Origin of the sequence: Citrobacter sp. Cf136, from assembly GCF_030333815.1 — a bacterium.
In the GTDB taxonomy this organism is placed as follows: Bacteria; Pseudomonadota; Gammaproteobacteria; order Enterobacterales; family Enterobacteriaceae; genus Citrobacter; species Citrobacter freundii.
On record NZ_JAOWFE010000035.1, the window covers coordinates 189,119 to 215,767 of the forward strand.

The window sequence follows — 26,649 nt, forward strand, 5'->3', positions numbered from 1 at the left end:
TCAGCTCCTGGCGGCGCTTAGCTCACACTCTCCAGTTGATAGCTGCGAATTTTATTCAGTACCGTGGTATGTGACACCCCCAGCGCTTTGGCGATATGCCGCGACGACACATTCTCTTCCATCATCTGTTCAATAAGCTGGCGTTCCGCATACAAAACCTGCTCTTTAAAAGGACGTTCTGTCGGGCCTTGCTCAGCGGCGGGCAAATTCACCATCCCTAATTCTTCGGGCGTAATGACATCGGATTCCGCCATTAGCATCAGACGAATAATGGTATTTTCCAGTTCGCGCACGTTTCCCGGCCAGCTGTGATGGTGCAAGGCATCAAAACAAGCTTTATCCAGAATGATCCGCCGCTGGAATTCCTTTGCGTATTTCTGCACAAAGTGGCGAATCAACAGACTGATATCCTGCGGACGCTCCCGCAAAGGCGGAATAGTCAGGGAAAGTACATTGATGCGGTAATAGAGATCGGCGCGCAACAGACGTTGTTCCACCATATCTTCCAGATTGGCGTTGGTTGCCACAATAATGCGTACATTAACCGGAATAATTTGCGCCCCGCCAACGCGACGGATCCCGCCATCCTGCAGGACGCGCAATAATTTAGCCTGTAAGCCCAGCGACATTTCACCAAATTCATCGAGAAAAAGGGTGCCTTTATCGGCCATTTCAAACAGCCCTTTTTTGCCTTTACAATCCGCGCCGCTAAAAGCCCCTTTCTCATAGCCAAAGAATTCACTCTCCATAAGCGACTCAGGTAGTGCAGAGCAGTTGACCGGAATAAACGGATAAAAACGTCGCTGCCCGGAATTATGGATAGCCCGGGCCAGCAGCTCTTTGCCGGTACCCGTATCGCCACGGATCAGAACGGTATATTTGCTGTCAGCAATTTTTATCGCCTTTTCGATAAGCGCGTGCATGCTCTGGCTGCTGCAAATAATGTCAGAGAAATAACGCGGGCGTTCCGGCTCCGGCGTTGACAGCTCGCTTATCTCCTCACAGAGGTAAGCGACATTAATAATATCGGCGCGCTGGCTTAAACAGGATTGCACACAGGAAATATCCTGTAGCTGGCGGCACCAGGATTTAATCAGGATCCGTCCAGGTGTGACTTTCATGGAGATGATATTGATATCGCAGCAGGAAAATTCCTTCAGGACATCCTCAACCATCGACAGACGATCAATTGTTTTAATATCCCAGCGTATCGTGACCACATTTGCTCCTGATAGTTAGCAACTGCGAAATAGATATTTCTGTGACGAGAGGAAAACTGACTACATTTTAGACGCTGTGGAATAATGTTCTGCCAGAGGACTCACATTGTGGACGGAAAAACAAAATATAAAAAAACCGGAGCACAAGGCTCCGGTTATCGGGTCATAACCCACGTTTATTGCTGTGGGTTTTCGTCCTGGTCAACGGCGAAACAGGCCACCAGTTGACCGCCATAGTCTTTTAACTGTGGCTGAAGCTGAGTACACGGACCAAAGCGACGACGGCAACGGGCGTTGAATGCGCAGCCTGGTGGCGGATTCAGCGGGCTTGGCAGCTCACCGGTCAGCTTGATACGCTCGCGGCGATCGTCCGGGTTCAGGCGCGGCGTTGCGGAGAGCAGCGCCTGAGTGTACGGATGCCGTGGATTATTGAAGATCTGATCCTTGGTTCCTTTTTCCACACAGCGGCCTAAATACATCACCATCACTTCATCGGCAATGTGCTCTACCACCGACAGGTCGTGCGAGATAAAGACGTATGACAGCCCCAGTTCTTGTTGCAAGTCCATCATTAGGTTCAGCACTTGCGCACGTACGGAAACGTCCAGCGCCGAGACCGGTTCGTCGGCAATCACCACATCCGGGTCAAGCATCAGACCGCGGGCAATGGCGATACGCTGACGCTGGCCGCCGGAGAACATATGCGGATAGCGGTCGTAGTGCTCGGTTTTCAGCCCCACTTTCGCCATCATCGCCAGCGCTTTTTCACGACGCTCCTCTTTGCTTAGCGTGGAGTTGATCAGCAACGGCTCTTCCAGAATCTGCCCTACTTTTTTACGCGGGTTCAGGGAACCATAGGGGTTCTGGAACACTATCTGGATTTTCTGCCGACGCAGCTTCTGCGCCTGCGGGTCATGCTTGAGTAAATCCTGTCCATGGTAATACAGCTCACCGCCAGTCGGGATTTCAATCATCGTCAGCAGACGGCCAAGGGTGGATTTCCCACAGCCCGACTCACCTACCACCGCCAGCGTTTTACCGCGCTCCAGAGTAAAGGAAACGCCATCCAGCGCTTTCACCAGGCGTTCCGGGGCGAACATGCCCTTCTTCACCGGGTAGTGTTTTTTCAGGTCAATTGCCTGCAACAGCGGCTGTTGCGCGGCGGCCTTTTGCGTACTCATAGCCCAGGCCTCCCGGCATCATCAAGTGGGTAGTGGCATTTCGACTGACGACCGCCTTCCAGCAGGTTCAGTTCAGGTTCTTCAGCACGGCATTTGTCGGTCGCATAGGGGCAGCGTGGATTCAGCAAACAGCCGCTCGGGCGGTCATATTTACCGGGAACCACGCCCGGCAGTGAGGCCAGACGCGCTTTGTCCTGAGCAAACTCCGGCAGCGCGCGCAGCAGCGCCTGGGTGTAAGGATGACGCGGCGCGCGGAAGATATCCTGCGCGGCTCCGGTTTCCACTACCTGCCCAGCGTACATCACGATGATTTTGTGTGCCGCTTCAGCCACCAGCGCCAGATCGTGCGTGATTAAGACCAGCGCCATGTTCTCTTTTTGCTGCAATTCCAGCAGTAGCTCGATGATCTGCGCCTGAATGGTCACATCCAACGCCGTTGTCGGTTCATCGGCAATCAGCAGCTTCGGACGACAGGCAATCGCCATCGCGATCATCACGCGCTGACTCATCCCACCGGACAACTGGTGCGGATAGACATCCAGACGCGAGGCCGGGTCGGGGATCCCCACCAGCGTCAGCAGATCAATTGCCCGCTGAATACGCGTTTTTTTGTTGCCGCCCTGGTGCACCTTGATGGCTTCCATAATCTGGTAGCCGACGGTGTAGCAGGGGTTAAGGCTGGTCATCGGGTCCTGAAAGATCATTGCCACTTCCGCACCCACCAGTTGGCGACGCTCTTTCTCAGAGATGCGCTTCAGGTCGCGACCATTAAACTCCAGATTTTCGGCCATAACGCGGCCTGGGTAGTCAATCAGTCCCATAATCGCCAGCGAACTGACGGACTTACCAGAGCCGGACTCTCCTACAATGCCAACCACTTCACCCTGATTCACACTGTAGCTAATGCGGTCTACGGCGCGGAATTCGGAACCTACGTCGCCGAAATGCACCGATAATTTATCTACATTTAATAACGCCATCTCGAACCTCTTACTGCTTCAGTTTGGGATCGAGCGCGTCACGCAGACCGTCACCCATCAGGTTAAATGCCAGCACCGTCAACAGGATCGCCAGCCCCGGGAAGGTCACAACCCACCAGGCGCTTTGGGCAAACTGCAGAACGTCAGAGAGCATGGTGCCCCATTCCGGCGTAGGCGGCTGTGCGCCCATCCCCAGGAAGCCGAGGGCAGCCATATCGAGAATGGCGTTAGAGAAGCCAAGCGACGCCTGAACAATCAGCGGCGCAAGACAGTTAGGAAGAATGTTGACGAACATCTGGCGCATCGCGCCGGCTCCCGCCACGCGAGATGCTGTGACGTAGTCGCGGTTAACCTCCACCAGCACGGCGGCGCGCGTCAGACGCACATAGTGCGGCAATGCCACAAACGTCAGCGCCAGCGCAGCGTTGCCTATCGAGGGACCAAATACCGCCACCAGCACCAGCGCCAGTAACAAGCTCGGCAATGCCAGCATGATATCGACCACACGCATGATGACGTTATCGACAATTCCACCAAAGTAGCCGGCGATCAGCCCAAGAACCACGCCCATCAGCAGGGAGAGTACAACCACCAGACAGCCAACCAACAGCGACAGACGCGCACCGTACATCAGGCGGGACAGCACGTCGCGGCCCACATCATCAGTACCAAACAGATGCGCCATGGAACCGCCTTCCTGCCACGCAGGAGGAGCTAGTAGCGTATCGCGGAACTGGTCTGCCGGGTTGTAGGGTGCAAGGACGTTGGCAAAGACCGCAATCAGGATCATTACCACCACATACACCAGCCCAACAACCGCGCCTTTGTTGCGTTTAAAATAGTGCCAGAACTCCTGCAGCGGCGTCATCGGCACCGGTGCAGCAATAACTTTGTTTTCAGTAACCTGTGACATGATGGCCCCTTACTTCTTATGCCGAATACGCGGGTTCACCACGCCATACAGCAGGTCTACCAGCAGGTTGACGAGGATAATCATCGTCGCGACCAGCAGTACCCCGCCCTGCACTACCGGATAATCACGGCGTTGCAGCGCATCGATCAGCCAGCGTCCCAGCCCCGGCCACGAGAAGATAGTCTCGGTCAGGATTGCCCCAGCCAGCAACGTACCAACCTGCAGGCCGATAACGGTTACAACGGGCAGCATCGCGTTACGCAGAGCGTGAATGATGATGACGCGCATACGGGTCAAACCTTTAGCGCGCGCGGTACGAATGTAATCCTCGCCCAGCACTTCCAGCATCGACGAACGTGTCATACGCACAATGACCGCCAGAGGAATGGTACCCAGCACCATCGCAGGCAAGACCATATGCGCCAACGCATCGATAAAGTTGCCCTCTTCACCCCAGATGGCGGTGTCTATCAACATAAAACCGGTCAGCGGATTGGAATCATCAAGGAACACCATGTCGCTCACCCGCCCAGAAACTGGCGTCAGGTTCCACTGCACGGAAACCAGCATGATCAGCATCATGCCCCACCAGAAAATCGGCATGGAGTAACCGGTCAGCGCCAGGCCAACGGCGGTGTGATCGAAAATGGAGCCGCGCTTAACGGCAGCAAGTACACCCACCGGGATACCCACTGCGACGGCGAAAATCATCGCGCAGACGCCGAGTTCCAGCGTGGCTTTGAATCGAGGTACGAACTCTTCCCACACCGGTAAGCGGCTTTTCAGTGAGATACCTAAATCGCCATGCATAACCCCCCAGATATAGTGGAGGTACTGCTGCCACATAGGCTTATCCAGACCGAGTTCAGCCAGCAGTTGAGCATGACGCTCAGGGGAGATCCCACGTTCACCTGCCATGATCATAACCGGATCGCCGGGGATCATATGGACGAAGGCAAAGGTGAGAAGAGTGATACCGATAAACGTGGGGATGACGAGTCCCAAACGTCGGAGAATGAACTGCAACATAACCCGGATTCTCTCTAATGACGCACGGCCTGGAACCGTGAGTCTGCATTGCTCACAAATCTTATCCCACGCAAACTGCATCGTGGGTAAAGCATTACGCCGGATGGCGCTGCGCTTATCCGGCCTACACAATACCGGGGCGCAGCGCTTCCTTGATTGCTTTTAATTATTCGACAGAGACGTTTTCGAAGTGGTGTTTGCCTAATGGATCAACCACATAGCCTTTTACTTCTTTACGCACTGGTTCATACACGGTGGAGTGAGCAACAATCAGAGCCGGGGCCTGATCGTGCATAACAACCTGAGCTTGCTTGTACAGTTCAATACGTTTGTTGTGATCGTCGGTCGCACGCGCCGGTTGGATCAGGTCTTCAAACGGCTTGTAGCACCAGCGAGAGTAGTTGGAGCCGTCTTTCGCTGCCGCACAGCTAAACAGGGTGGCGAAGAAGTTGTCCGGATCCCCGTTGTCACCGGTCCAACCCATCATCACCGCCTGATGTTCACCCGCTTTGGCGCGTTTCAGATACTCGCCCCACTCGTAGGTCACAATCTTGGCCTGAACGCCAATTTTCGCCCAGTCAGCCTGAACCATTTCCGCCATACGACGAGCGTTCGGGTTGTAAGGACGCTGTACCGGCATGGCCCACAGTTCAACGGTAAAGCCTTTGTCCTGACCGGCTTCCTTCAACAGCGCTTTGGCCTTCTCAGGATCGTAGGTGTAGTCTTTAACGTCGTCGTTATAGCCCCACATGGTCGGTGGGATCAGGTTTTTCGCGGCAACGCCAGCACCCTGATAAACCGCTTTGATGATCGCTTCTTTGTTTACCGCGTAGGTCAGCGCCTGACGGACTTTCACATCATCAAACGGTTTCTTCTCGGTGTTGAAAGAGAGGTAGCCAACGTTCAGACCGGCCTGCTCCATCAGGTTGATATTTTTATCCTGCTTCATGCGTGCGATGTCAGCCGGGTTCGGGTACGGCATCACCTGGCACTCGTTCTTCTGCAGTTTGGCGTAACGCACAGAAGCGTCAGGCGTAATGGAGAAGACCAGACGGTCGATCTGCGGCTTAGTGCCCCAGTAACCTTCGAATGCTTTATACAGAATACGAGAGTCTTTCTGGTACTGCTGCAGCTGGAACGGACCGGTACCGATTGGGTTCAGATCCACTTTCTCCGGGGAACCGGCTTTCAGCATGTTGTCCGCATATTCTTTGGAAAGAATAGAAGCGAAGTCCATCGCCAGGTCAGCCAGGAACGGTGCTTCCGGGCGAGTCAGCACGAACTGAACGGTTTTATCATCCACTTTTTTCACTTCGGAGATCAGGTCTGGCAGACCCATCCCTTCGAAGTATTCATAGCTGCCGCCAGAAACTTTATGGTACGGGTTCTGGGCATTTTTCTGACGATCGAAAGAGAACACCACGTCATCGGCGTTTAAATCGCGCGTCGGTTTGAAATCTTTGTTGTCCTGCCACTTCACGCCAGGGCGAAGGTGGAAGGTATAGGTTTTACCGTCTTCGCTGATTTCCCACTTCTCAGCAAGTCCCGGGATCACTTCAGTTGTGCCGGTTTTGAACTCGACCAGGCGGTTATAGATCGGCACGGAGCTGGCATCATAGGTGGTACCAGAGGTGAAAAGCTGCGGGTTAAAGCCTTCAGGAGATCCTTCTGAACAATAAACCAGAGTTTTAGCCTGTACGCTTGCTGCGACGGTCATAGCCACCAGGCTCAGACCAAGCTTCAGCATCCCTGACTTCTTCAAGGAAATACTCATTCTTCTGCTCCAAATGTGATGTTTGTTGTTTTACCCTTTGCAATGGGTTTGCACCGCCTGGCCTTTTTTGTTTTTTACCCGGCCGGGTCAGCGTTAAGAGGATGGGGATTCCGTTCACATAAGCGACTGAGTTGCAGTGCGGATTCTCCATGAAATGCCCCTCATACCCTACAATCTGTCAACAGAATGTGAAAACGTCAATACAGGTAACCGCGATTTACACCAACGGTGAGAATTGGCAAACAAAGATTAAAAAAAGTGCAAGCGGGTATTTTCAGCAGGGAAATTTGTGCTACGCGCACTATGCCAGAATAAACATCTTCATACTTCGCAACATTTGGAGATTAACATTTATGCAATTTATTCAAATTTTCCCAATGAATGCTGCATATCTGAGCGATTAATGCCATGAACGTTAAAACGCACAGCGGAAAATGCCAGCGCCAGCCATAAGTAGCGCAAAAAAAGTTTCAAGCAAACATAAAAAAAGGCAATGGAATATGTCACAGAATCGTTAACTGTCAGTGGGAAGTGATGCACAATTTTTGCAGATAAAAGGAAGGTCAAAGGTGGGGTTGGAATAACGCCATACACGCCGGGATGAAACTGAGTCTGTAGGCCGCATAAGGCGCTTGCGCCGCCATCCGGCAATGTCTCCAATATTGCCTGATGGCGCTTCGCTTATCAGGCCTACAAAACAAAAAACCCTGCTCGTTGAGCAGGGTTTTAAATTTGGTCGGTGATAGAGGATTACTCGCCACTGCGTGGCTCGCCCTGCGGGCCGTTGCTGACGCAACGTTCTCTCGCTGCGCTCGAGTCGAACCTCTTGCCCCCGGAGGTTCTCATCCTCGTCAATTCCGGAAAGCAAAAAGCCAGCCCGAAGGCTGGCTTTTCTAATTTGGTCGGTGATAGAGGATTCGAACCTCCGACCCCTTCGTCCCGAACGAAGTGCGCTACCAGGCTGCGCCAATCACCGAATGCGGGGCGCATCTTACTGCTCAGCCGCGCGCCCGTCAATCCCTTAGTATCAAAATGCCATTTGATCGGCGAGAAAGTCAGCAGCTCTGTTACTGGGCTGTAACCTTCTTCGCGTCCGGGATACGACACCAGTTGTTATTCTCGTTAATCCCCCCATTTGGCGAGGTATAACCAAGGCAACCCAGAACGGTATCGTACAGTTCCACATGACGACGCGGCACCTTCATCTCAGCTTCTTGCTTCAGGTGCGCAAATGCCTTCGCATGGTCAGGGTCTTCCAGATATTTGTCTGACATCCACACCATCATAGGAACGCGGAACTGCTCAGGCGGCGCCATTTTACGCGGCGTACCGTGCAGGTGCTCACGTTCGTTAATTGACTCACCGTGATCGGCGGCGTAAAACACGATCGCTTTCTTATCGCGCAGCTGATCAAACACCTGGGTAATAAAGTGATCAACGTAGGTTACCGAATTATCAAATGAATTAATCATCTCAGCTTTCGAGCAGCCACTATCAACATTGACACACTCCGGCTTCCACTGTGCATATTCGCGGGTGTAGCGCTGGGTGTAGTTAAAATGCGAGCCCTTGGTGTGCAGAATAATCAGACGCTTTTCGCCATCATCAGTCTTCTGTAAAGATTGCTGCATCTCATTAATCAGCAGCATATCGTCAACGTTTTTGCCACGGTTACGCGGCTCTGCGCCAATCTGTTCACGATAGGCAATGTTTTCCGCCATGGTATTGCTGTAGAACCACATCTCGCTTTGCATCGCGTACAGATCGGTTTTAAATCCTAACTGGCCGAGCACAGAAAAGACGTTTTGTTCTTTCAGCGTACGCTGTGGGTTTTCCTCTGCCCCACCTTCACGAACGAACATGCAGCGTAGCGAAAGCTTGGTCGCGGTATCACAGGAATATCCACGGAAAGCCGCCAGGTTTTTCTCCTGAGCCAGCCTTGGCGTGGTGTTTCGCTCATAGCCAAAAATCCCCATATGATCCCAGCGCGTGGTTTCACCGATAATAAACACGACATAGGTGTCGTCGAGATTGTTGGGGGCAACGTAGGTGAACTTCTTCGCCGGGTTCATCAGCGATTTGTTGTCTGAAGATTCATCCACCTGCGCCCAGGCGTATAAACCCAGCGCAGAGAGCCAGTTTGACGGCAAATAGGAGTTCGCAACGACTCCGCCGTAGCTGGGTAAATCGATCCCTGTTTCACGCTCAACGCTTTTTTGTTGCATGCTGAGCAGACGAATGGGCGCCCACACCATCAGGCCAGCCAATAAAACCGCCGCTACGCTACGCCATCTCATGCCAGGCGTACGAATCTGTTTCATCAGGGTATAACGACAGCGGTTACTCCAAATCAACACCAATGGGATAATACTGACTGAAACCAGCCAAACGATAAAATGCCAGCCGACGACTTCTTTTGATAAATCAATATCGGTGGTCATGACCGAGGCAATAATACCGTAGCCAATGACCACGTTCAGGAAGGTCATGTAATAGCTGGCGCCAGCAGAGCAGAGCACCACAAACGTTGCCAGGACACGCCAGACGCGTCGGCCAAATAAAGAGAGAACACGGAGTAAAAAGAAGGTCACCAGCACAGTGCCAGCTAATTCAACAACCGCAGAGAGTCCTTTCCAGACGGTAAACTCGTGCGCATATCCGCTAAAGCGACGGAAAAACACAGCGCAATTCATAAAAAGACCGATATAGATCGCCAGCAAGAAACTCAGCTTCTGCTGCGTCATCGATTTGATATATCTCATGCAAACAAACCCTGGAGGAAGGGATAAAAACACCCTGCGCAAAAGCCTGTCAGGCCATACAGGGGAAAAGTGCGACAAGTGCAGATAATAAGAAAATTCTACAGCGCAGGTAAGTAGACCACAGGAGGGAAGAAAAGTGCTTATAGAGAATGCAAACGGCGCATATATTTTTGTAAATATATGCGCCGGGCATTAATCAGACCACTAATAGATTCAGGCGTGTGCCTCGGTATAGACGCTACGCTGCGGCTGACGAATAGTGGTAGAAAGCGCCAGCGAGATAATTAACAGCGCAAAGATAACGCAGAAGGTCACATAGAATCCGCCGAACAGCGAGGCGATAATGGAACCACAAATGCTGCCGATACCGAAACCTAAGTAAATGACACCGTAGTTTTTAGCCAGGTTGTTCAAACCGAAGAACTCACTCACCAGTGACGGGAACACGGTGATGGTGCCGCCAAAGTTAAATGCCACACAGGCAATCGCCGTAAAGAAGGTCACATCATTCAACGGCGCGAACAGCAGTGCGGCCATACCCACCAGCGAAACGACCTGACCAATGGTGATAACGCGAATACGAGAGATTTTGTCGGACAGAATCCCCAGAACCAGACGACCGGACAGGTTAGCGATAGAAATCACGGTCACCGCGTTTGCCGCCGTTGCCACATCCATATGTGCCAGACTTTGTGCGATATCTTTCGCCACGCCAATTACGTACAGCCCGCTCATACATGCCGTCAGGAACATGACCGCCAGCATCCAGTACTGCGGTTTACGCATGGACTGCGCCAGGGTGTAGTCATTCTCAACCACGCCATTTTTCGTTTTCACTTCCTGATTCGGCGCGTCTTTCATCAGCGTGGAGCCAAAGACGATCATTACCAGCACAATCGCGCCCCAGATCATGAAGGTTTTTTCCAGACCCACGGTGCTCAACAGTTGGCTATCGATGAATTTAAAACCGAGGCTGCCAAGACCGTAAGAACCGATAGCGAAGGCGGAAATCAGCCCTTTACGCTCCGGGAACCATTTTACACAGTTGGAAAGTGTTAACAGGTAGCCTGCGCCATCCGCCAGACCAACCAACACACCAGCGCTCAGCCACAGCATAATCAGGCTGTCAGAGTGGGCGGTTAAGAAGAAGCCCACACCGAGTAAAATACCGGAGGCCATGGTGACGCGTTTCACGCCAAAACGTTCCTGCAGTTTCCCGGCGACGGAAGAAGAAATTGCCAGCCCGAGGCTCAGCAGGCCAAAGGAAAAGGCAACCTGACTCACCGGCGCATCAAGCTTAGAAGAAAGCGCACCGTTAAACAGGCTCCAGGTATAAACAGAACCTAAAGCAAATTGGGTAATGATGGTGCCGATCAGTGTCAGCCAGCGGGTACGCTGATAATCAGAAGTTTTCATGGCAGTCTTCCTGCATAAACAAAAGGGGAAATTCTCTGCCAACAACCATACCGAAGCGTTTTTATGAGCAGGGGAAAACGGCATGAAATGCCGCCAGGACGGAATGAAATGCCTGGAATGCGGAATGAATGACGAGACAAAAAGTCGGGTTACTGAATTTTATCGCATGAGTTAGTACACGCTATCGCTGGAGTGCGTGTGATTGTTGATCTCAACATGTAATCAAGATGTTTATGTGATGATTGTTTACGTTAAAATTTGGCGCTCACTCCCATGGTGTACATATAGTCGCTGTTGTTGGTGCTATTTTCCGCCTGCGACAGCGCCGCGTAAGCCGCCATGTGCGGGTTCAACAGCATATCCGCACCGATGGTAACATCTACCCAGTTACCATCCTGACCCGCCGCCGTCATGCGACTGAGACCCGACTGCGCCTTCCAGATATTTTCACCAAACTGCTGGTTATAGCTGATTTGCGCCCACGGTCGCACATCACCGAACTGCGAATTGACTCGCCAGCCCAACGAGCTCACGCTGGCATGCCACAGCGGATCGTTCTGCGTTACCGACGTCGCGCTATCGCCAAATTCGTTGTAAGTAGATGTGGTGGAACCGTCATAATGCAGCGCGGCAACCGGACCGGTTGTCACCTGCCTTGAAAGCGGGAAGTTCCAGCCCATACTCATGCCGCTGGTGGCATCCATAGGTGTCTCATCCGCCAGATTCACCACGGGCCCCGCCACGTTCTGAGTGGAACGAATACGTTCTTCCAGAATGTCGTTATAACGTGGTTGGTGATCGCTGTCCCATGTATAACGTTCAGCCGTATGCCCTGACAGCGCATCAACGATATATTCTTGTTGCCAGCCATATGCTGTATTGATGGACAGCGCACAAACTATGACGCTCGCCAGAGTTAACCTTTGGCGACCACTACTGTTTCTTATAAGCATCAACGCGACTCCAGAAAAGAGCCGAATTCGGCGATATTATTGTCATTGTGTGAAGTATTTGGGCCAGTAGGCCTTGTATTAAATATTGTCTTTTTAGCTGGCGCGTCAAGGCGGGCCGAATGAAATTTTTACGCCAGTAAAAACAGCGAGGAAGAATATGCAGCGTTGCGGATGGGTCAGTCAGGATCCACTTTACATTGCCTACCACGACAAGGAATGGGGCGTCCCCGAAACCGATGGCAAAAAGCTGTTCGAAATGATCTGCCTCGAAGGCCAGCAGGCCGGGTTATCGTGGATTACCGTACTCAAGAAACGGGAAAATTATCGCCACGCTTTCCACCATTTTGACCCGGAAAAAGTGGCGACCATGACCGAAGAGGATGTGGAAAGGCTGGTACTGGATGCCGGCATAATTCGCCATCGCGGAAAAATTCAGGCCATTATCGGCAACGCTCGCGCCTTTCTGACGATGGCACAAAACGGAGAGTCGTTTAGCGAGTTCGTCTGGTCATTTGTTGATAACCAACCACAAGTGACCCGCGCCGCCAACCTGAGCGATATTCCCACCTCCACGCCTGCGTCAGACGCGCTGTCTAAAGCGTTAAAAAAACGCGGTTTTAAGTTTGTCGGCACCACCATTTGTTACTCCTTTATGCAGGCATGCGGCCTGGTCAACGATCATGTCACCAGCTGCATCTGTTATCCGGGAGAACAACATGATTCGTGAATCAAAGGCTGAAGATATATCAGCGATTCTGACGCTGTGGATGGAAAGCACAATCCATGCCCATCCGTTTATCGAAGAGCGCTACTGGCGCGAAAGTGAATCCGTGGTGCGGGATGTTTATCTGCCAGCCGCGCAAACCTGGGTGTGGGAAGAAGAAGGCGAGCTCAAAGGTTTTGTCAGCGTCATTGATGACCGCTTCCTCGGCGCGCTGTTTGTCGCGCCTGCCGCCATCAGAAGCGGGATCGGCAAAGCGCTGGTGCAGCATGTGCAGCAGCGCTTTTCGTTACTCAGCCTGGAGGTCTACCAGAAGAATCAATCCGCGGTGAACTTCTACCATGCGCTGGGTTTTCGCATTGAAGACGGCGCATGGCAGGAAGAGACTCACCATCCCACGTGGATTATGGGCTGGCAGGCGGATCAAACGCCGTAAGCGTCAACGTGGGTCCGCTGTATTTTTCAAGCCACGCCAGCGCGGTGTTGCCCGCGCAGCCATTCCCCAGCTTCGAGCTGGGGAGATCTTTGGTCAGCACGTTGACGGCGCCATTTTTACAAATACCGTTCGCTGCGAGATCCAAATCAGGCCAGGCGCCTTCATGAATACAGATAACGCCGGGTTTAATACCCGCCGTCACCACCGCGCCCGCCAGAACTTGACCACGCTGGTTCCACACCCTGACCGTATCGCCATCCGCAATGCCGCGTGCGTGGGCATCCTGCGGATGAATCGTTACCGGCTCACGATCCGCTACCGCGTACTGCTCACGTAGCGCACTGTAGTTAAGCTGACTATGCAAACGGTGCGCCGGATGGGCGGAAAGCAGCTGTAGCTGGTCCGGTTCGGCGTTACCGAACCACTCATCCGGCTCCAGCCACATCGGGTGCCCCGCACAGTCCGCGTAGCCGTAACCAGCAATCCTCGCGGAGTAGATTTCAATTTTTCCGCTGTCCGTTTTCAGCGGATGAGCCTGCGGGTCGCGGCGAAAATCCGCAAAACGGATAAACTGCGCGCTGGCGGCATTTTCCGGCATTTCGATCAGGGCGTTGCGCTGCCAAAACTCGGCGAAAGGCGGCAATGTCACCTGCTGACTGGCCCCACGTTGCCCGGCAATATTGTAAAACGTCTCCAGCCATTCCAGCTCGCTTTTGCCTTCGGTGAATCGCTCGTAACCGCCCTCTTCCCAGCGTTCACTCAGCTCGGCAAAAACATCATAATCATTTCGCGCTTCGTCCTGCGGCGGCACAACCTGCTTCATCGGCACCAGGTGCTGGTTGCTGTAGTCGCCGGTCATGGTCAAATCATTGCGCTCAAAGGAGGTGGTCGCCGGCAGTACGATATCGGCATGCTTCGCTGCGGCGGTCCAGAAACACTCCGAGATAACCACCAGCTCCGGTTTTTGCCAGGCGCGAATTAAACGGTTAGTGTCCTGATGATGGGTGAAGTTAGCGCCACCAGCCCACCATAACATGCGGATGTCCGGGAAATGGCGGTCCATGCCGTTGTGCTGGTAAAAACCACCGGGATTTTCCAGCGCTTCAACAATTCGCGCCACCGGGATTTTATCTACTGCGTCGGTACCACCTTTAACGCTGCCCTGCATTGAAGCCAGCACCGCAGCCCGGCGCGTTGGGTTGCCACCGTTGGCAAAATGGTACGACAGCCCAAAACCGCCGCCTGGCGTCCCGATTTGCCCGAGCATGGCGGCCAGGGTGACGATCATCCAGTGTTTCTGCTCACCATACTGTTGGCGCTGCATCCCCCATCCGGCCATCAGCATGGTGGTATTTTGGTGAAATATCGCCGCAAGTTCGCGTATTTTTGTTGCGGGTATACCGCAAATCTCCGCAGCCCACTCTGCCGTTTTCACAACATCATCAGATTTACCCAGCAGATAGTTTGCAAAACGGTCATAGCCGGTGGTACACCGGGCGAGAAAATCCTCGTCATGCCAGCCGTTTTCCACCAGCGTATGCGCGATGCCCAGCATCAGCGCCACGTCGGTCCCCATATGCGGGGCAATCCATTCCATCTTTTCGCCAAAGAATTCGACGCTTTCCGATCGCATCGGATCGATACAGATCAACCGTTTACCGCTGTCGCGCAAAGCCTCAAAGTAAGCGAGCCCCTGCTCATCGGACGCATTCCAGGCAATCTTCAGTGTATTCAGCGGATTAGCGCTCCATAACACCACCACCTCGCTGTTCTCAAGTACCACTGGCCAGCTGGTTTGCTGCTGGTAAACTTCGTTACCGCCCACCACGTACGGCATGATCGCCTGCGCAGCCCCCGTCGAATAATCTCCCAGATGCCCGGTATAACCGCCTGCCAGCGCCATATAGCGTTGTAGCAGGGTTGCCGCTTTGTGTAACACGCCGTTAGAGCGCCAGCCGTAGGAACCGGCAAAAATCGAGGCCGGGCCGTAGCTGTCACGGATGCGTTTATGCTGCGTATGGATAAGATTCAGCGCGTCGTCCCAACTGACGCGAACAAATTCATCCTGCCCACGCACGCCCTGGGGATTCTCCGGCGAGGCAAGAAAGCCTTTACGCACCATTGGAAAACGTACCCGCGTTTTACTGTGAACCTGGTCGCGCACCACGGTTTGCAAAGAGTTGGGATGGGAAGTGGGCAGCGCGCCACGCGAGGAGAAAACCGTCTCACCATCGGTGTCGACGAGAATTGGTCCCCAGTGGGCGGCGGTTAACACCGAGTAATGTGCGGGTGAATTAGCCAAGATGGCGCTCCTGAATGCGATGTGACGGCTTATTTATTATGCCGTTCAATGTTACTTACAAATTTCAGAGTCTTCCCTGGAATTTTCTTCATGTTCACACGTCATAATCAACCGCCACGGTCGCTGTGGCAAAGAAGAAAAAGTCATTAAGGAATTAAGATGAAGAAACGTGTTTTTGTTATTGCTGCCATCGTGAGCGGCGCCCTGGCGGTTTCTGGCTGCACAACAAACCCTTACACCGGCGAACGCGAAGCAGGTAAATCCGGCATTGGCGCGGGTATTGGCTCTCTGGTCGGCGCGGGCATTGGCGCACTCTCTTCTTCGAAGAAAGATCGCGGTAAAGGTGCACTGATTGGCGCAGCGGCGGGTGCGGCCGTTGGCGGCGGTGTCGGTTATTACATGGACGTGCAGGAAGCCAAACTGCGCGACAAAATGCAGGGAACGGGCGTCAGCGTGACGCGTAGTGGCGATAACATCATTCTGAATATGCCGAATAACGTCACCTTCGACAGCAGTAGCGCCAACCTGAAACCTGCTGGTGCCAACACCCTGACCGGCGTGGCAATGGTACTGAAAGAGTACAATAAAACCGCCGTCAACGTGCTGGGTTTCACCGACAGCACCGGCAGCCAGGATCTGAATATGCGCCTGTCTCAGCAACGCGCGGACTCCGTGGCCAGCGCCTTAATCACGCAAGGGGTTGCCGCTAATCGTATCCGCACTCAGGGCATGGGTCCGTCAAATCCGATCGCCAGCAACAGCACGGCGGAAGGTAAAGCGCAGAACCGTCGCGTAGAGATTACGTTGAGTCCTATGCAGTAATCGTTGAGCCGGGTGGCGGCTTCGCCTTACCCGGCCTACGTTCGACATGTAGGCCCGGTAAGCGCAGCGCCACCGGGCAAATTACTTGCTTCGTCAGATTTTCCCGCTAAGGTATTCACACGAAATTCAGGGAAATCAGCGATGAGCAAATCAACACGGGCAACCATCAGCGATGTGGCGAAAGCCGCAAAAACCGGCAAGACCAGCATTTCACGCTATCTCAACGGTGAAAAGCACCTGCTTTCCGACGCGCTACTGGCCCGCATTGAACAAGCCATTGCCGATCTCGACTACCGTCCCAGCCTGATGGCAAGAGGCCTGAAACACGGTCGTACCCGCCTGATTGGTCTGATCATCGCCGATATTACCAATCCCTACTCCGTCAACGTGTTAAGCGGCATTGAAGCCGCCTGCCGCGATAAAGGCTTCACCCCGCTGGTGTGTAACACCAACAACGAAGTGGATCAGGAACTGCATTATCTTGACCTGCTGCGCAGCTACCAGGTCGAAGGGATTGTGGTCAACGCCGTCGGGATGCGCGAAGAGGGGCTGAACCGCCTGCAGCAGTCTGCGCTGCCGATGGTGCTGATTGACCGTAAAATCCCCGATTTCGCCTGTGATATGGTCGGGCTGGATAACACCCAGGCGGCAACGGTTGCCACGGAACATCTGGTCGAACAAGGTTTTGAAGCCATCCTGTTCCTCAGCGAACCACTCGGCATGGTGAATACCCGCCGCGAGCGCCTGAGCGCTTTTCGCGCCACCCTCGCACAGTACCCCGGCGTTATCGCGCAAAATGCCGAAGTCCCGCTCACGGACAATACGCAGTTGGACGAAACCCTGCGCCAGTTCCACCAGCAGCACCGGGGAATGCGCAAAGCTGTTATCTCAGCTAATGGCGCTCTCACACTGCAGGTTGCCCGCGCCCTGAAACGCATTGGCCTTAACTGGGGCAGCGATATCGGCCTGCTCGGTTTTGACGAACTGGAATGGGCCGAACTGGCGGGCGTTGGTATTACCACGTTGAAACAACCTACCTGGCAGATTGGCTACACCGCCGTTGAGCAGGTTGTACGCCGGATCGATGGCGGCCCTGCTGCCATTCAGGAACAGGTCTTCTCCGGCGAACTGATCGTTCGCGGCTCTACCGCCCGTTAAATTTCCTTCGTGATGGTGATCATAAATTCAACATCATAAGCTTTTCTTTGGAACCGGTTCCATCTAGCGTTATAGCAAGAACGCTAGTCTGGAGTTTCCATGAAAAGAAAAATTATGGTGGTCACCGCCGCTTACGGCCACGACCAGGTACGGGCCGCTGGCGGGCAAACGGCAATGCTGCCCATTATCGCTGAAGCCGGTGCTGACGGCGTCGAAATCCGCCGCGAATTGCTGACCGACGCCGAGCTGCACACGCTGTCTACGGTGGCATCTGCTATCGAAATCTTCGGCCTGCTGGCCTGTTACTCAGCGCCTGAGCCGTTGTTCCTTGAGGACGGTAGCCTCAATCCCCGACTTCCTGCGCTACTTGAAGAAGCACAGGCCCTGCAGGCTCTGTGGCTAAAAGTCTCCCTCGGCCATTTCTCCCATACCGAACAGTTCAACGTGTTACGTGAATGGCTGGACAACAGCGGAATGGAACTGGTTGTCGAAAACGATCAGACCGCCTGCGGACGCCTGAAGCCGATGCAGCGCTTTAACGAAGCCTGCCAGACGCAAAATCTGCCGATATCTCTGACCTTCGATATGGGCAACTGGCTGTGGGTGGGCGACTCCCCGGAACAGGCGGCGCAGAAACTGGCGTCAACCGTTGGGTATATCCATGTCAAAGCCGCCGTTGCACATCGCGACAGCTACCGTGCCGTACCGCCTGATGCAGCCGATCCGCGCTGGCTGACGCTGTTGAAAACGCTGCCGGGCGATGTTCCACGCGGCATTGAGTTTCCCCTGGAAGGGCAGGATTTGGCGGCGGTTACCCGCCGTTACGTCGAGCTGTTACGCGAGGAGTAACACATGAAAAATTCACTGGATGTGGTCACTATTGGTGAAGCGATGGCGATGTTTGTCGCCACGCAAACCGGCGAACTGGCGGATGTGGAGCAGTTTATCAAGCGAGTTGCTGGCGCTGAACTCAATGTAGCGACCGGTCTTGCCCGGCTGGGCCTGAAGGTCGGTTGGGTAAGCCGTGTAGGCAACGACAGTTTTGGCCGTTTTATCGTTAAGTCGCTGGAAAAAGAAGGGATTGATGCGCAGGGAGTCACCCAGGACGAGCGTTACGCTACCGGCTTTCAGCTTAAATCTAAGGTCGAAAATGGAACCGATCCCATTGTGGAATACTTCCGCAAAGGTTCCGCTGCCAGCCACCTCAGCGTTGAGGATTATCACGAAGCCTACTTCGCCAGCGCGCGCCACCTGCACCTGAGCGGCGTAGCGGCGGCGCTTTCTACCAGCTCTTATGAACTGTTAGCCCATACCGCCCGCACACTGAAAGCACAAGGGAAGACCATCTCGTTCGACCCGAATTTACGCCCTGTGCTGTGGAAAAGCGAAGCCGAGATGGTGGAAAAACTGAACCGTTTGGCATTCCAGGCCGACTGGGTTTTGCCTGGATTAAAAGAGGGCATGATTTTAACCGGTCAGCAGACGCCTGAAGCCATCGCCGACTTTTATCTGCGCCACGGGGTGAAGGCCGTGATCATCAAAACCGGGGCTGATGGCGCCTGGTACAAAACCGCCGGCGGTGAACAAGGCTGCGTTGCACCGGTAAAAGTCGACAACGTGGTTGATACGGTCGGCGCAGGTGATGGTTTTGCCGTGGGCGTTATTAGCGCCCTGCTGGAAGGCCGCTCGCTACATCAGGCGGTGACCCGCGGCAATAAAATTGGCGCACTGGCCATTCAGGTTCAGGGCGACAGCGAAGGATTACCCACACGTGAACAATTAGGGGAATAAATTCCCGGCCAACTCTGTCTCTGTACCCTACATTCAGAGGCGGCGTATCAGTATAACCAGAGGGCAGTCTATGAATAGCTCAACTAATGCAGCAAAACGCTGGTGGTACATCATGCCAATCGTGTTTATCACGTATAGCCTGGCGTACCTTGACCGCGCGAACTTCAGCTTCGCCTCCGCCGCAGGTATCAACGAGGACCTCGGCATTACCAAAGGGATCTCTTCCCTGCTGGGCGCGCTGTTTTTCCTCGGCTACTTCTTCTTTCAGATCCCGGGCGCAATTTACGCCGAACGCCGCAGCGTACGAAAACTGATTTTTGTCTGTCTGATCCTCTGGGGTGCCTGTGCGTCGTTAACCGGCATGGTCAGCAATATTCCAATGCTTGCCGCCATCCGCTTTATTCTTGGCGTCGTTGAAGCCGCGGTCATGCCCGCAATGCTGATTTATATCAGTAACTGGTTTACGAAGTCCGAGCGTTCGCGCGCAAACACTTTCCTGATCCTCGGTAACCCGGTTACCGTCCTGTGGATGTCCGTGGTTTCCGGGTATCTGATCCAGGCACTGGGCTGGCGGGAAATGTTCATCATCGAGGGCTTCCCGGCCATCATCTGGGCGTTCTGCTGGTGGGTGCTGGTAAAAGACAAACCGTCTCAGGTCGGTTGGCTGTCAGAATCTGAAAAAGCCGCCCTTCAGGCACAACTGGAAAAAGAGCAGCAAGGCATCAAAGCTGTGCGTAACTATAGCGAAGCCTTCCGCTCACGTAACGTCATCCTGCTGTGTATGCAGTATTTCACCTGGAGTATTGGCGTCTATGGTTTTGTCCTGTGGCTGCCGTCGATTATCCGCAACGGCGGTGCAAATCTGGGGATGGTTGAGGTTGGCTGGCTGTCATCCGTACCTTATCTGGCGGCGACTGCGGCGATGATTCTCGTTTCCTGGGCCTCCGATAAACTGCAAAATCGTAAGCTGTTTGTCTGGCCACTGTTACTGATAGCTGCTTTCGCTTTTATCGGCTCCTGGGCCGTGGGCGTAGACCACTTCTGGATTTCTTACACGCTTTTGGTTATTGCGGGTGCGGCAATGTATGCCCCTTATGGTCCTTTCTTTGCCATCATTCCGGAAATGCTGCCGCGCAACGTTGCCGGGGGTGCAATGGCGCTGATTAACAGTATGGGCGCGCTAGGCTCATTCTTTGGTTCATGGTTTGTCGGCTACCTCAATGGCGCTACCGGCAGCCCGTCCGCCTCGTACATTTTTATGGGGGTAGCGCTTTTTGTCTCAGTATGGCTAACTCTCATTGTTAAGCCTGCTAATAATCAACAGCTACCTATTGGCGCACGCCACGCTTAAATTTTAACTTACGGAGATTCGCATGAAGCCGTCCATTATTCTCTATAAAGCGTTACCTGACGATTTACTGCATCGCCTGGAAGAGCATTTTACTGTGACTCAGGTGCCTAACCTGCGCCCGGAAACGGTCGCACAGCACGCTGAGGCTTTTGCCAATGCGGAAGGTCTGCTGGGCTCCAGTGAAGCCGTCAATACCGCTCTACTGGAGAAAATGCCGAAACTGCGTGCGACCTCCACGATTTCCGTCGGCTATGACAACTTCGACGTCGATGCCCTTAACGCGCGTAAGGTGCTGTTGATGCACACGCCAACCGTACTGACAGAAACCGTCGCCGATACGGTGATGGCGCTGGTGTTAAGTACCGCTCGCCGCGTGGTAGAAGTGGCTGAACGCGTGAAGGTCGGTGAATGGACCAAAAGTATCGGGCCGGACTGGTTCGGTACGGATGTGCACCACAAAACGCTGGGGATTGTCGGAATGGGCCGCATTGGGCTGGCGCTGGCACAACGTGCGCATTTCGGCTTTAGCATGCCGATTCTCTATAATGCGCGCCGTCATCATCAGGAAGCAGAAGAACGCTTCAATGCGCGCTACTGCGATCTTGATACGCTGTTACAAGAATCTGATTTTGTCTGCCTGATCCTGCCGTTAACCGACGAAACGCATCATCTGTTCAGCACCGAACAGTTTGCCAAAATGAAGTCTTCCGCCATTTTCATTAACGCCGGACGTGGGCCGGTGGTCGATGAAAAAGCACTGATTGCCGCCCTGCAAAACGGCGAAATTCATGCCGCTGGCCTGGATGTGTTTGAGCAGGAGCCATTACCGGCAGACTCACCGCTGCTGTCGCTGCCAAACGTGGTTGCGGTGCCGCACATTGGTTCAGCCACGCACGAAACGCGCTATAACATGGCGGCCTGTGCGGTGGATAACTTAATCGATGCGCTGCAAGGACGCGTTGAGAAGAACTGCGTAAACCCGCAGGTCGCGCGATAAACAAAAGGCCGGGTAGCGCTTACGCTCACCCGGCCCTTCATATCTTACAGCGGCTTAATTACTGAGCGGCATTCACCGCAGCAGTCCAGGCCTGGTTAAATGCTTGATGTTGAGAAGCCAACGGGCCAATCAGCGTGTTGTACTGACTTGCCTGCTGTGACGTTGGGAACTGGATACCGTTGGCGACAAAGCTCACCTGCGTATCCTGCTGCGCCACAAAATCACCAACCTGCACTAACTGCTGCGTGAAGATTTGCGCTGCAGGGATCAGCGGCTGTAACGCCTCTGCAGGTACAGTGACGACTTTATTGTAAACCTGGTCAAAGACCGGCTTCAGATCTTCGCCCTGCTTCAGCGCGCCATGCGCAGCATCTGCCTGTAGTTTCGCATTCTGCAACTGTTGCCCTAATACACCTAGCGCACCATTTGCCTGACGCAGCGGCTCACGCTGAGTCACATAATCCTGAGGAACACGAATCGCATTTACGCTATCAACCACCGGACGCAGACCGGAGTCCATCGCCTGATTAACCTGCTGCGAATAGCCATACAGAATCGCGTAATCGGACACAAACGGGCCAAACTGTTTTTTCTGATCGGCGGTCAGCGTTGGTAAACGCTCTCCGCTACGCATTGCAGTATTCTGCAGAAAATCGATAAACGCTTTGCGTTGATCGCCTTCTTTATCAAAACACCCACTCAGGCCAACTACCATTAAGAGCGCCAAAACAGGCGCAAACCAGCGAGAGCAGGACTTACCTGTCGCCATTTTAATACTCCTTTCACCCAAAAATGCGCACAACGACACCCGCGTGCCTGACGTTAACAAGGATAGTCCAGGTCAGCCCCGCAAGATACCCTTTCCGCATAATCTTGTGGGGGAAAATAACCGTTCCCACCACCGTTCGTTTTGCTAAACAATGCTGCATTTACTACTCGGCGTCATATTTTAGTCATCTTTACAATCGGAATCGATCGTTCGGAGATCCCGACCTTTATCAGTTCGTTAGCCAGCAATAGATTGTTGCCCACCGTTTGCTGAAACGAATCCATCTCTCAGACCCCGAATCCGACTTCATTTTTTCCGACTACTCTTAATGAGCTTCGAAGAAATTCACGATCCCGCTGTGTGATTTGTAGGAGTTCTCAATGGAATACAAAGATCCTATGTTTGAACTGCTGAGCAGTCTGGAGCAGATTGTTTTTAAAGATGTATCGCAGACGGTCACTCTGACGCAAAAAACCAACCCTTTCACCGAATTTGAACAGTTACGACGAGGGACGGGTTTAAAAACAGATGATTTTGCCCGGGTAATGGGCGTGACAGTCGCGATGGTTCATGAATGGGAGTCTAAACGCGTAAAGCCTTCCACTACCGAATTGAAGTTAATGCGCCTGATCCAGGCAGATCCAAGATTAAGTAAGCAACTGATGGATTGAACTATTTTTCAATTTTGCTTAAGAACGGTCCTGTAACGGGGCCGTTCCCTTACGAAGGTTATCCACAAAAAAGAAAATAGTAGTTGCATCCACATGCGTAAAATGAGTTAATGCCCTCAACGGTTTGACGTACAGACCATTACAGCAGTTAGTAAGGCAAGTCCCTTCAAGAGTTATCGTTGATACCCTTCGTAGTGAGCATTTCCTTTACTGTTAAAAAATCTGTAAAGCACGCCATATCGCCGAAAGGCACACTTATTTTTTAAAAGGTAATACACTATGTCCGGTAAAATGACTGGTATCGTAAAATGGTTCAACGCTGACAAAGGTTTCGGCTTCATCACTCCTGACGATGGCTCTAAAGACGTGTTCGTACACTTCTCTGCTATCCAGAACGATGGCTACAAATCTCTGGACGAAGGTCAGAAAGTTTCCTTCACCATCGAAAGCGGCGCTAAAGGCCCGGCAGCTGGCAACGTAACCAGCCTGTAAGCTTAAAAAGCTCAAGATTCTGAATCCCTGCCAAACGGCGGGGATTTTTTTTATCTGTACTTCTTAAAACGCCTCGCCCACACGCGTCTTTGCATTACTTTACCCGTCGCCCCTTTGACCTTTCCCTAAGGGCAAGCTTTATAGTGAGCCAGTCTGTATTCCACAACGTTCACAAGGAATTGAAGCTATGTCGAAATCCTCATTACTGCTGGTTTTAGGTTTACTCACCACCGGTAGCGCGTTCGCCGCAACCCCTGAAGCCACTTTTTTGGCGGAACACGGGCTCAGCGGAAAATCCGTCGAGCAAATCGTCGAGGCCATTGACCAGTCTCCACAGAGCCGCCCACTGCCCTACTCGGCATCCGTCACCAGCACTGAACTGAAGCTCTCTTCAGGCGATCAGATCTATACCCTGCCGCTCGGTGACAAGTTCTATCTGTCATTTGCCCCTTATGAATGGCAAACACATCCTTGCTTCAACCACAGCCTTTCCGGTTGCCAGGGCGAAATGCCGGAGATGACATTCAATGTCAAAGTGACGGATAACAAGGGTGATGTAGTGCTACAAAAAGAGATGAAAAGCGGTCGAAATGGCTTCGTCGGGGTTTGGCTACCGCGCAATATGGCAGGCACCATCGCAGTAAGCTACAACGGCAAAAAAGCGGAGTATCCCATTAAGACCATGGAAGACAGCCAGACCTGTCTGACTAAATTACAGCTGCGCTAACAACATAAAAAAATGCCGGATGGCGCAATGCTTATCCGGCCTACTGGTGTTTATCTCGTAGGCCGGATAAGGCGAAGCTGCCATCCGGCATTTTCTAAGTCAGCTCAGGACCGTTACTGCAGCAGCGAAATATCCGCCACGCGCAGGAACAGTTCGCGCAGTTTTTCGAGCATGGAGAGACGGTTGATACGCAGATCTTTATCTTCTACGTTGACCATCACTTTCTCGAAGAACGCATCAACCGGCTCACGCAGTTCCGCTAACTCAACCAGCGCTTCCTGGTAATGGCCAGCGGCGAAAACAGGCTCCAGCTTATCGCGCAGCACCACAACCTGCATCGCCAGTGCAATTTCTTCCGGCTCTTTCAGCGTTGCCGCATTCACACGGTCATTCAGCGTTTCTTCAGACTTCGCCAGAATATTTGATACGCGCTTGTTCGCGGCAGCCAGCGCGGACGCGGCCTCCAGGGTACGGAAGTGCGAAACCGCCTTCATACGTGCGTCGAAATCAGCCGGACGAGTCGGACGACGCGCCAGCACGGCCTGAATGGTATCGACGGTATAACCTTCGTCCTGATACCAGGCGCGGAAGCGACCAAGCATAAAGTCGATAACGTCATCCACCACGTTGGCGTTGGTCAGCTTGTCGCCATACAGACGAACAGCCTCTTCCGTCAGCGTTTGCAGATCCAGATTCAGGTTCTTCTCAACGATGATACGCAGCACGCCCAGCGCAGCACGACGCAGCGCAAACGGGTCTTTATCGCCTTTCGGATGCTGACCAATACCGAAGATACCCGCCAGGGTGTCCATCTTGTCAGCAATCGCCACGGCACAAGCCACCGGATTAGACGGCAGGTCATCACCGGCAAAACGCGGCTGATACTGCTCGTTCAGCGCCACAGCAACATCTTCCGCTTCGCCATCGTGACGCGCGTAGTGCATTCCCATCACGCCCTGAGTGTCGGTGAACTCGAAGACCATGTTGGTCATCAGGTCGCACTTGGACAGCAGGCCAGCACGCGTTGCGTGGTTAACGTCAGCGCCAATTTGACCAGCAATCCAGCCCGCCAGCGCCTGGATACGGTCAGTCTTATCGCGCAGCGTACCCAGTTGCTGTTGGAACAGCACGGTTTGCAGACGCGGCAGATGGTCTTCCAGGCGTTTTTTACGGTCGGTATTGAAGAAGAACTCAGCATCCGCCAGACGCGGACGAACGACTTTCTCGTTACCGGAGATAATCTGGGTCGGATCTTTCGATTCAATGTTGGCAACGAAGATAAAGTTCGGCAGCAGTTTGCCGTCATTCGCGTATACCGGGAAGTACTTCTGGTCACCTTTCATGGTGTGTACCAGCGCTTCAGACGGAACAGCGAGGAATTTCTCTTCGAATTTCGCGGTAAGCACTACCGGCCATTCTACCAGCGAGGTGACTTCTTCCAGCAGGCTTTCGCTCAGATCGGCGTTGCCGCCAATCTTACGCGCCGCTTCTTCAGCATCGGCTTTGATTTTCGCTTTACGCTCAGCGTAATCCGCAATGACTTTGCCGCGCTCACGCAGGATTTCCGGATACTGATCGGCAGAATCGATAGTGAATTCCGGCTCGCCCATAAAGCGGTGTCCACGGATCACACGATCGGACTGAATGCCCAGAATCGTTGCCGGAATCACTTTGTCGCCCAGCAGCAGGGTCACGGTGTGAACCGGACGCACGAAGTGAACGTCAGACGCGCCCCAGCGCATCAGTTTCGGGATCGGCAGCTTCGCAAGCGAAGTGGCGATCATGTTTGGCAGCAGCGTTTCAGCGCTTTCGCCTTTCACATGCGCGCGATACAGCAGCCATTCGCCTTTGTCGGTAGTCAGACGCTCAGCCTGATCAACCGAGATGCCGCAGCCACGTGCCCAACCTTCTGCCGCTTTGCTCGGTTTGCCTTCAGCGTCAAACGCCTGGGCAATGGCTGGACCGCGTTTTTCAACTTCACGATCGGGTTGAGATTCCGCCAGATTCGCGACTTTCAGCGCCAGACGACGCGGCGCAGCGAACCACTCAACGTTGCCGTGCGCAATGCCAGCGTTATCCAGCTCCGCGGTAAAGTTTGCAGCAAAGGACTCAGCCAGGCTGCGCAGTGCTTTTGGTGGCAGCTCTTCAGTGCCGATTTCCACCAGAAAAGTTTTCTCAGACATG

25 protein-coding genes, 1 tRNA gene and 1 other RNA gene are annotated in these 26,649 nt (G+C 53.3%); 11 read left to right on the plus strand and 16 right to left on the minus strand.

Annotated elements, in window-relative coordinates:
- Positions 1-17 precede the first annotated feature (17 nt).
- The 13 genes from OGV98_RS13315 to OGV98_RS13375 all read right to left on the minus strand — a co-directional run bounded on the left by OGV98_RS13315 (position 18) and on the right by OGV98_RS13375 (position 12,228).
- Positions 18-1,220, minus strand: coding sequence for a sigma-54 interaction domain-containing protein (locus OGV98_RS13315; RefSeq protein ID WP_003024321.1), 1,203 nt, complete (start codon positions 1,218-1,220; stop codon positions 18-20).
- Between the two features lie 176 nt (positions 1,221-1,396).
- Positions 1,397-2,401: a dipeptide ABC transporter ATP-binding subunit DppF gene (dppF, locus tag OGV98_RS13320; RefSeq protein ID WP_003846120.1), complete on the minus strand. Its 1,005-nt coding sequence runs from the start codon at positions 2,399-2,401 to the stop codon at positions 1,397-1,399.
- Positions 2,398-3,381: a dipeptide ABC transporter ATP-binding protein gene (gene dppD, locus OGV98_RS13325; protein WP_003024317.1), complete on the minus strand. Its 984-nt coding sequence runs from the start codon at positions 3,379-3,381 to the stop codon at positions 2,398-2,400. Before dppD ends, dppF begins: the two co-directional genes overlap by 4 nt.
- Before the next feature lie 10 nt (positions 3,382-3,391).
- Positions 3,392-4,294 carry a dipeptide ABC transporter permease DppC gene (gene dppC / locus OGV98_RS13330; protein WP_003837734.1) on the minus strand — a complete coding sequence of 301 codons (903 nt, stop codon included), beginning with the start codon at positions 4,292-4,294 and terminating at the stop codon, positions 3,392-3,394.
- Between the two features lie 9 nt (positions 4,295-4,303).
- Positions 4,304-5,323, minus strand: coding sequence for a dipeptide ABC transporter permease DppB (dppB, locus tag OGV98_RS13335; RefSeq protein WP_003837733.1), 1,020 nt, complete (start codon positions 5,321-5,323; stop codon positions 4,304-4,306).
- A 166-nt stretch (positions 5,324-5,489) separates the two neighbouring features.
- Positions 5,490-7,097 carry a dipeptide ABC transporter periplasmic-binding protein DppA gene (gene dppA / locus OGV98_RS13340; RefSeq protein WP_032937213.1) on the minus strand — a complete coding sequence of 536 codons (1,608 nt, stop codon included), beginning with the start codon at positions 7,095-7,097 and terminating at the stop codon, positions 5,490-5,492.
- Entirely contained in the window at positions 7,012-7,248 is a 237-nt protein-coding gene (locus tag OGV98_RS13345) for a hypothetical protein (protein ID WP_127674029.1), read from the minus strand. The genes dppA and OGV98_RS13345 overlap by 86 nt, the downstream gene beginning before the upstream one ends.
- A 209-nt stretch (positions 7,249-7,457) precedes the next feature.
- A complete protein-coding gene (locus tag OGV98_RS13350) occupies positions 7,458-7,757 on the minus strand; it encodes a hypothetical protein (RefSeq protein ID WP_141110492.1) in 300 nt (99 codons plus the stop codon).
- A 73-nt stretch (positions 7,758-7,830) separates the two neighbouring features.
- A non-coding RNA gene (locus OGV98_RS13355) (RtT sRNA) lies at positions 7,831-7,964 on the minus strand.
- A 32-nt stretch (positions 7,965-7,996) separates the two neighbouring features.
- A tRNA-Pro gene (locus OGV98_RS13360) sits at positions 7,997-8,073 on the minus strand.
- A 91-nt stretch (positions 8,074-8,164) separates the two neighbouring features.
- Complete coding sequence (gene eptB / locus OGV98_RS13365; protein ID WP_003837727.1) at positions 8,165-9,859, minus strand: kdo(2)-lipid A phosphoethanolamine 7''-transferase; 1,695 nt, start codon at positions 9,857-9,859, stop codon at positions 8,165-8,167.
- A 213-nt stretch (positions 9,860-10,072) separates the two neighbouring features.
- The gene (locus OGV98_RS13370) at positions 10,073-11,275 is read right to left on the minus strand and encodes an L-lactate MFS transporter (RefSeq protein WP_003024301.1); all 1,203 of its coding nucleotides are present in this window, start codon (positions 11,273-11,275) and stop codon (positions 10,073-10,075) included.
- A 251-nt stretch (positions 11,276-11,526) separates the two neighbouring features.
- Positions 11,527-12,228, minus strand: coding sequence for an autotransporter outer membrane beta-barrel domain-containing protein (locus OGV98_RS13375; protein WP_061549536.1), 702 nt, complete (start codon positions 12,226-12,228; stop codon positions 11,527-11,529).
- 157 nt (positions 12,229-12,385) lie between these two features.
- On the opposite strand from OGV98_RS13375, the gene tag reads away from it, so the two are divergent.
- Positions 12,386-12,955 carry a DNA-3-methyladenine glycosylase I gene (tag, locus tag OGV98_RS13380; RefSeq protein ID WP_003837723.1) on the plus strand — a complete coding sequence of 190 codons (570 nt, stop codon included), beginning with the start codon at positions 12,386-12,388 and terminating at the stop codon, positions 12,953-12,955.
- A complete protein-coding gene (locus OGV98_RS13385; protein WP_003837722.1) occupies positions 12,945-13,385 on the plus strand; it encodes an N-acetyltransferase in 441 nt (146 codons plus the stop codon). Before tag ends, OGV98_RS13385 begins: the two co-directional genes overlap by 11 nt.
- Here OGV98_RS13385 and OGV98_RS13390 read toward each other — a convergent pair.
- Complete coding sequence (locus OGV98_RS13390) at positions 13,354-15,687, minus strand: molybdopterin guanine dinucleotide-containing S/N-oxide reductase (protein ID WP_003837720.1); 2,334 nt, start codon at positions 15,685-15,687, stop codon at positions 13,354-13,356. The two genes, OGV98_RS13385 and OGV98_RS13390, sit on opposite strands and share 32 nt — an antisense overlap.
- Positions 15,688-15,846: 159 nt before the next feature.
- Between OGV98_RS13390 and OGV98_RS13395 the strand changes: the two genes are divergently transcribed.
- From OGV98_RS13395 to ghrB, 6 genes are all read left to right on the plus strand, one after another.
- Positions 15,847-16,509: an OmpA family lipoprotein gene (locus OGV98_RS13395; RefSeq protein WP_003837719.1), complete on the plus strand. Its 663-nt coding sequence runs from the start codon at positions 15,847-15,849 to the stop codon at positions 16,507-16,509.
- Between the two features lie 141 nt (positions 16,510-16,650).
- Positions 16,651-17,667 carry a LacI family DNA-binding transcriptional regulator gene (locus OGV98_RS13400; RefSeq protein ID WP_044700393.1) on the plus strand — a complete coding sequence of 339 codons (1,017 nt, stop codon included), beginning with the start codon at positions 16,651-16,653 and terminating at the stop codon, positions 17,665-17,667.
- 99 nt (positions 17,668-17,766) lie between these two features.
- Positions 17,767-18,516: a sugar phosphate isomerase/epimerase family protein gene (locus OGV98_RS13405; RefSeq protein ID WP_003024284.1), complete on the plus strand. Its 750-nt coding sequence runs from the start codon at positions 17,767-17,769 to the stop codon at positions 18,514-18,516.
- 3 nt (positions 18,517-18,519) lie between these two features.
- On the plus strand, positions 18,520-19,458 hold the full coding sequence (locus OGV98_RS13410; protein WP_202580940.1) for a sugar kinase: 939 nt from the start codon (positions 18,520-18,522) through the stop codon (positions 19,456-19,458).
- A 70-nt stretch (positions 19,459-19,528) separates the two neighbouring features.
- Entirely contained in the window at positions 19,529-20,809 is a 1,281-nt protein-coding gene (locus OGV98_RS13415; protein WP_044713978.1) for an MFS transporter, read from the plus strand.
- A gap of 22 nt (positions 20,810-20,831) precedes the next feature.
- Positions 20,832-21,806 (plus strand): glyoxylate/hydroxypyruvate reductase GhrB, encoded by a 975-nt coding sequence (ghrB, locus tag OGV98_RS13420; protein ID WP_003024278.1) that lies wholly within the window; start codon positions 20,832-20,834, stop codon positions 21,804-21,806.
- Positions 21,807-21,864: 58 nt separating this feature from the next.
- Here ghrB and OGV98_RS13425 read toward each other — a convergent pair whose 3' ends face one another.
- On the minus strand, positions 21,865-22,575 hold the full coding sequence (locus OGV98_RS13425; protein WP_003837709.1) for a DUF3053 domain-containing protein: 711 nt from the start codon (positions 22,573-22,575) through the stop codon (positions 21,865-21,867).
- A gap of 380 nt (positions 22,576-22,955) precedes the next feature.
- Between OGV98_RS13425 and OGV98_RS13430 the strand changes: the two genes are divergently transcribed.
- The 3 genes from OGV98_RS13430 (at position 22,956) to cueP (ending at position 24,465) form a co-directional block, all read left to right on the plus strand.
- Complete coding sequence (locus OGV98_RS13430; protein WP_003024273.1) at positions 22,956-23,246, plus strand: HTH-type transcriptional regulator; 291 nt, start codon at positions 22,956-22,958, stop codon at positions 23,244-23,246.
- Between the two features lie 279 nt (positions 23,247-23,525).
- Complete coding sequence (cspE, locus tag OGV98_RS13435) at positions 23,526-23,738, plus strand: transcription antiterminator/RNA stability regulator CspE (protein WP_000014594.1); 213 nt, start codon at positions 23,526-23,528, stop codon at positions 23,736-23,738.
- Between the two features lie 187 nt (positions 23,739-23,925).
- The gene (gene cueP, locus OGV98_RS13440; protein ID WP_202580939.1) at positions 23,926-24,465 is read left to right on the plus strand and encodes a copper-binding periplasmic metallochaperone CueP; all 540 of its coding nucleotides are present in this window, start codon (positions 23,926-23,928) and stop codon (positions 24,463-24,465) included.
- A 113-nt stretch (positions 24,466-24,578) separates the two neighbouring features.
- Here cueP and glyS read toward each other — a convergent pair whose 3' ends face one another.
- The gene (gene glyS, locus OGV98_RS13445) at positions 24,579-26,648 is read right to left on the minus strand and encodes a glycine--tRNA ligase subunit beta (RefSeq protein WP_202580938.1); all 2,070 of its coding nucleotides are present in this window, start codon (positions 26,646-26,648) and stop codon (positions 24,579-24,581) included.
- Between the last annotated feature and the right edge of the window lies 1 nt (position 26,649).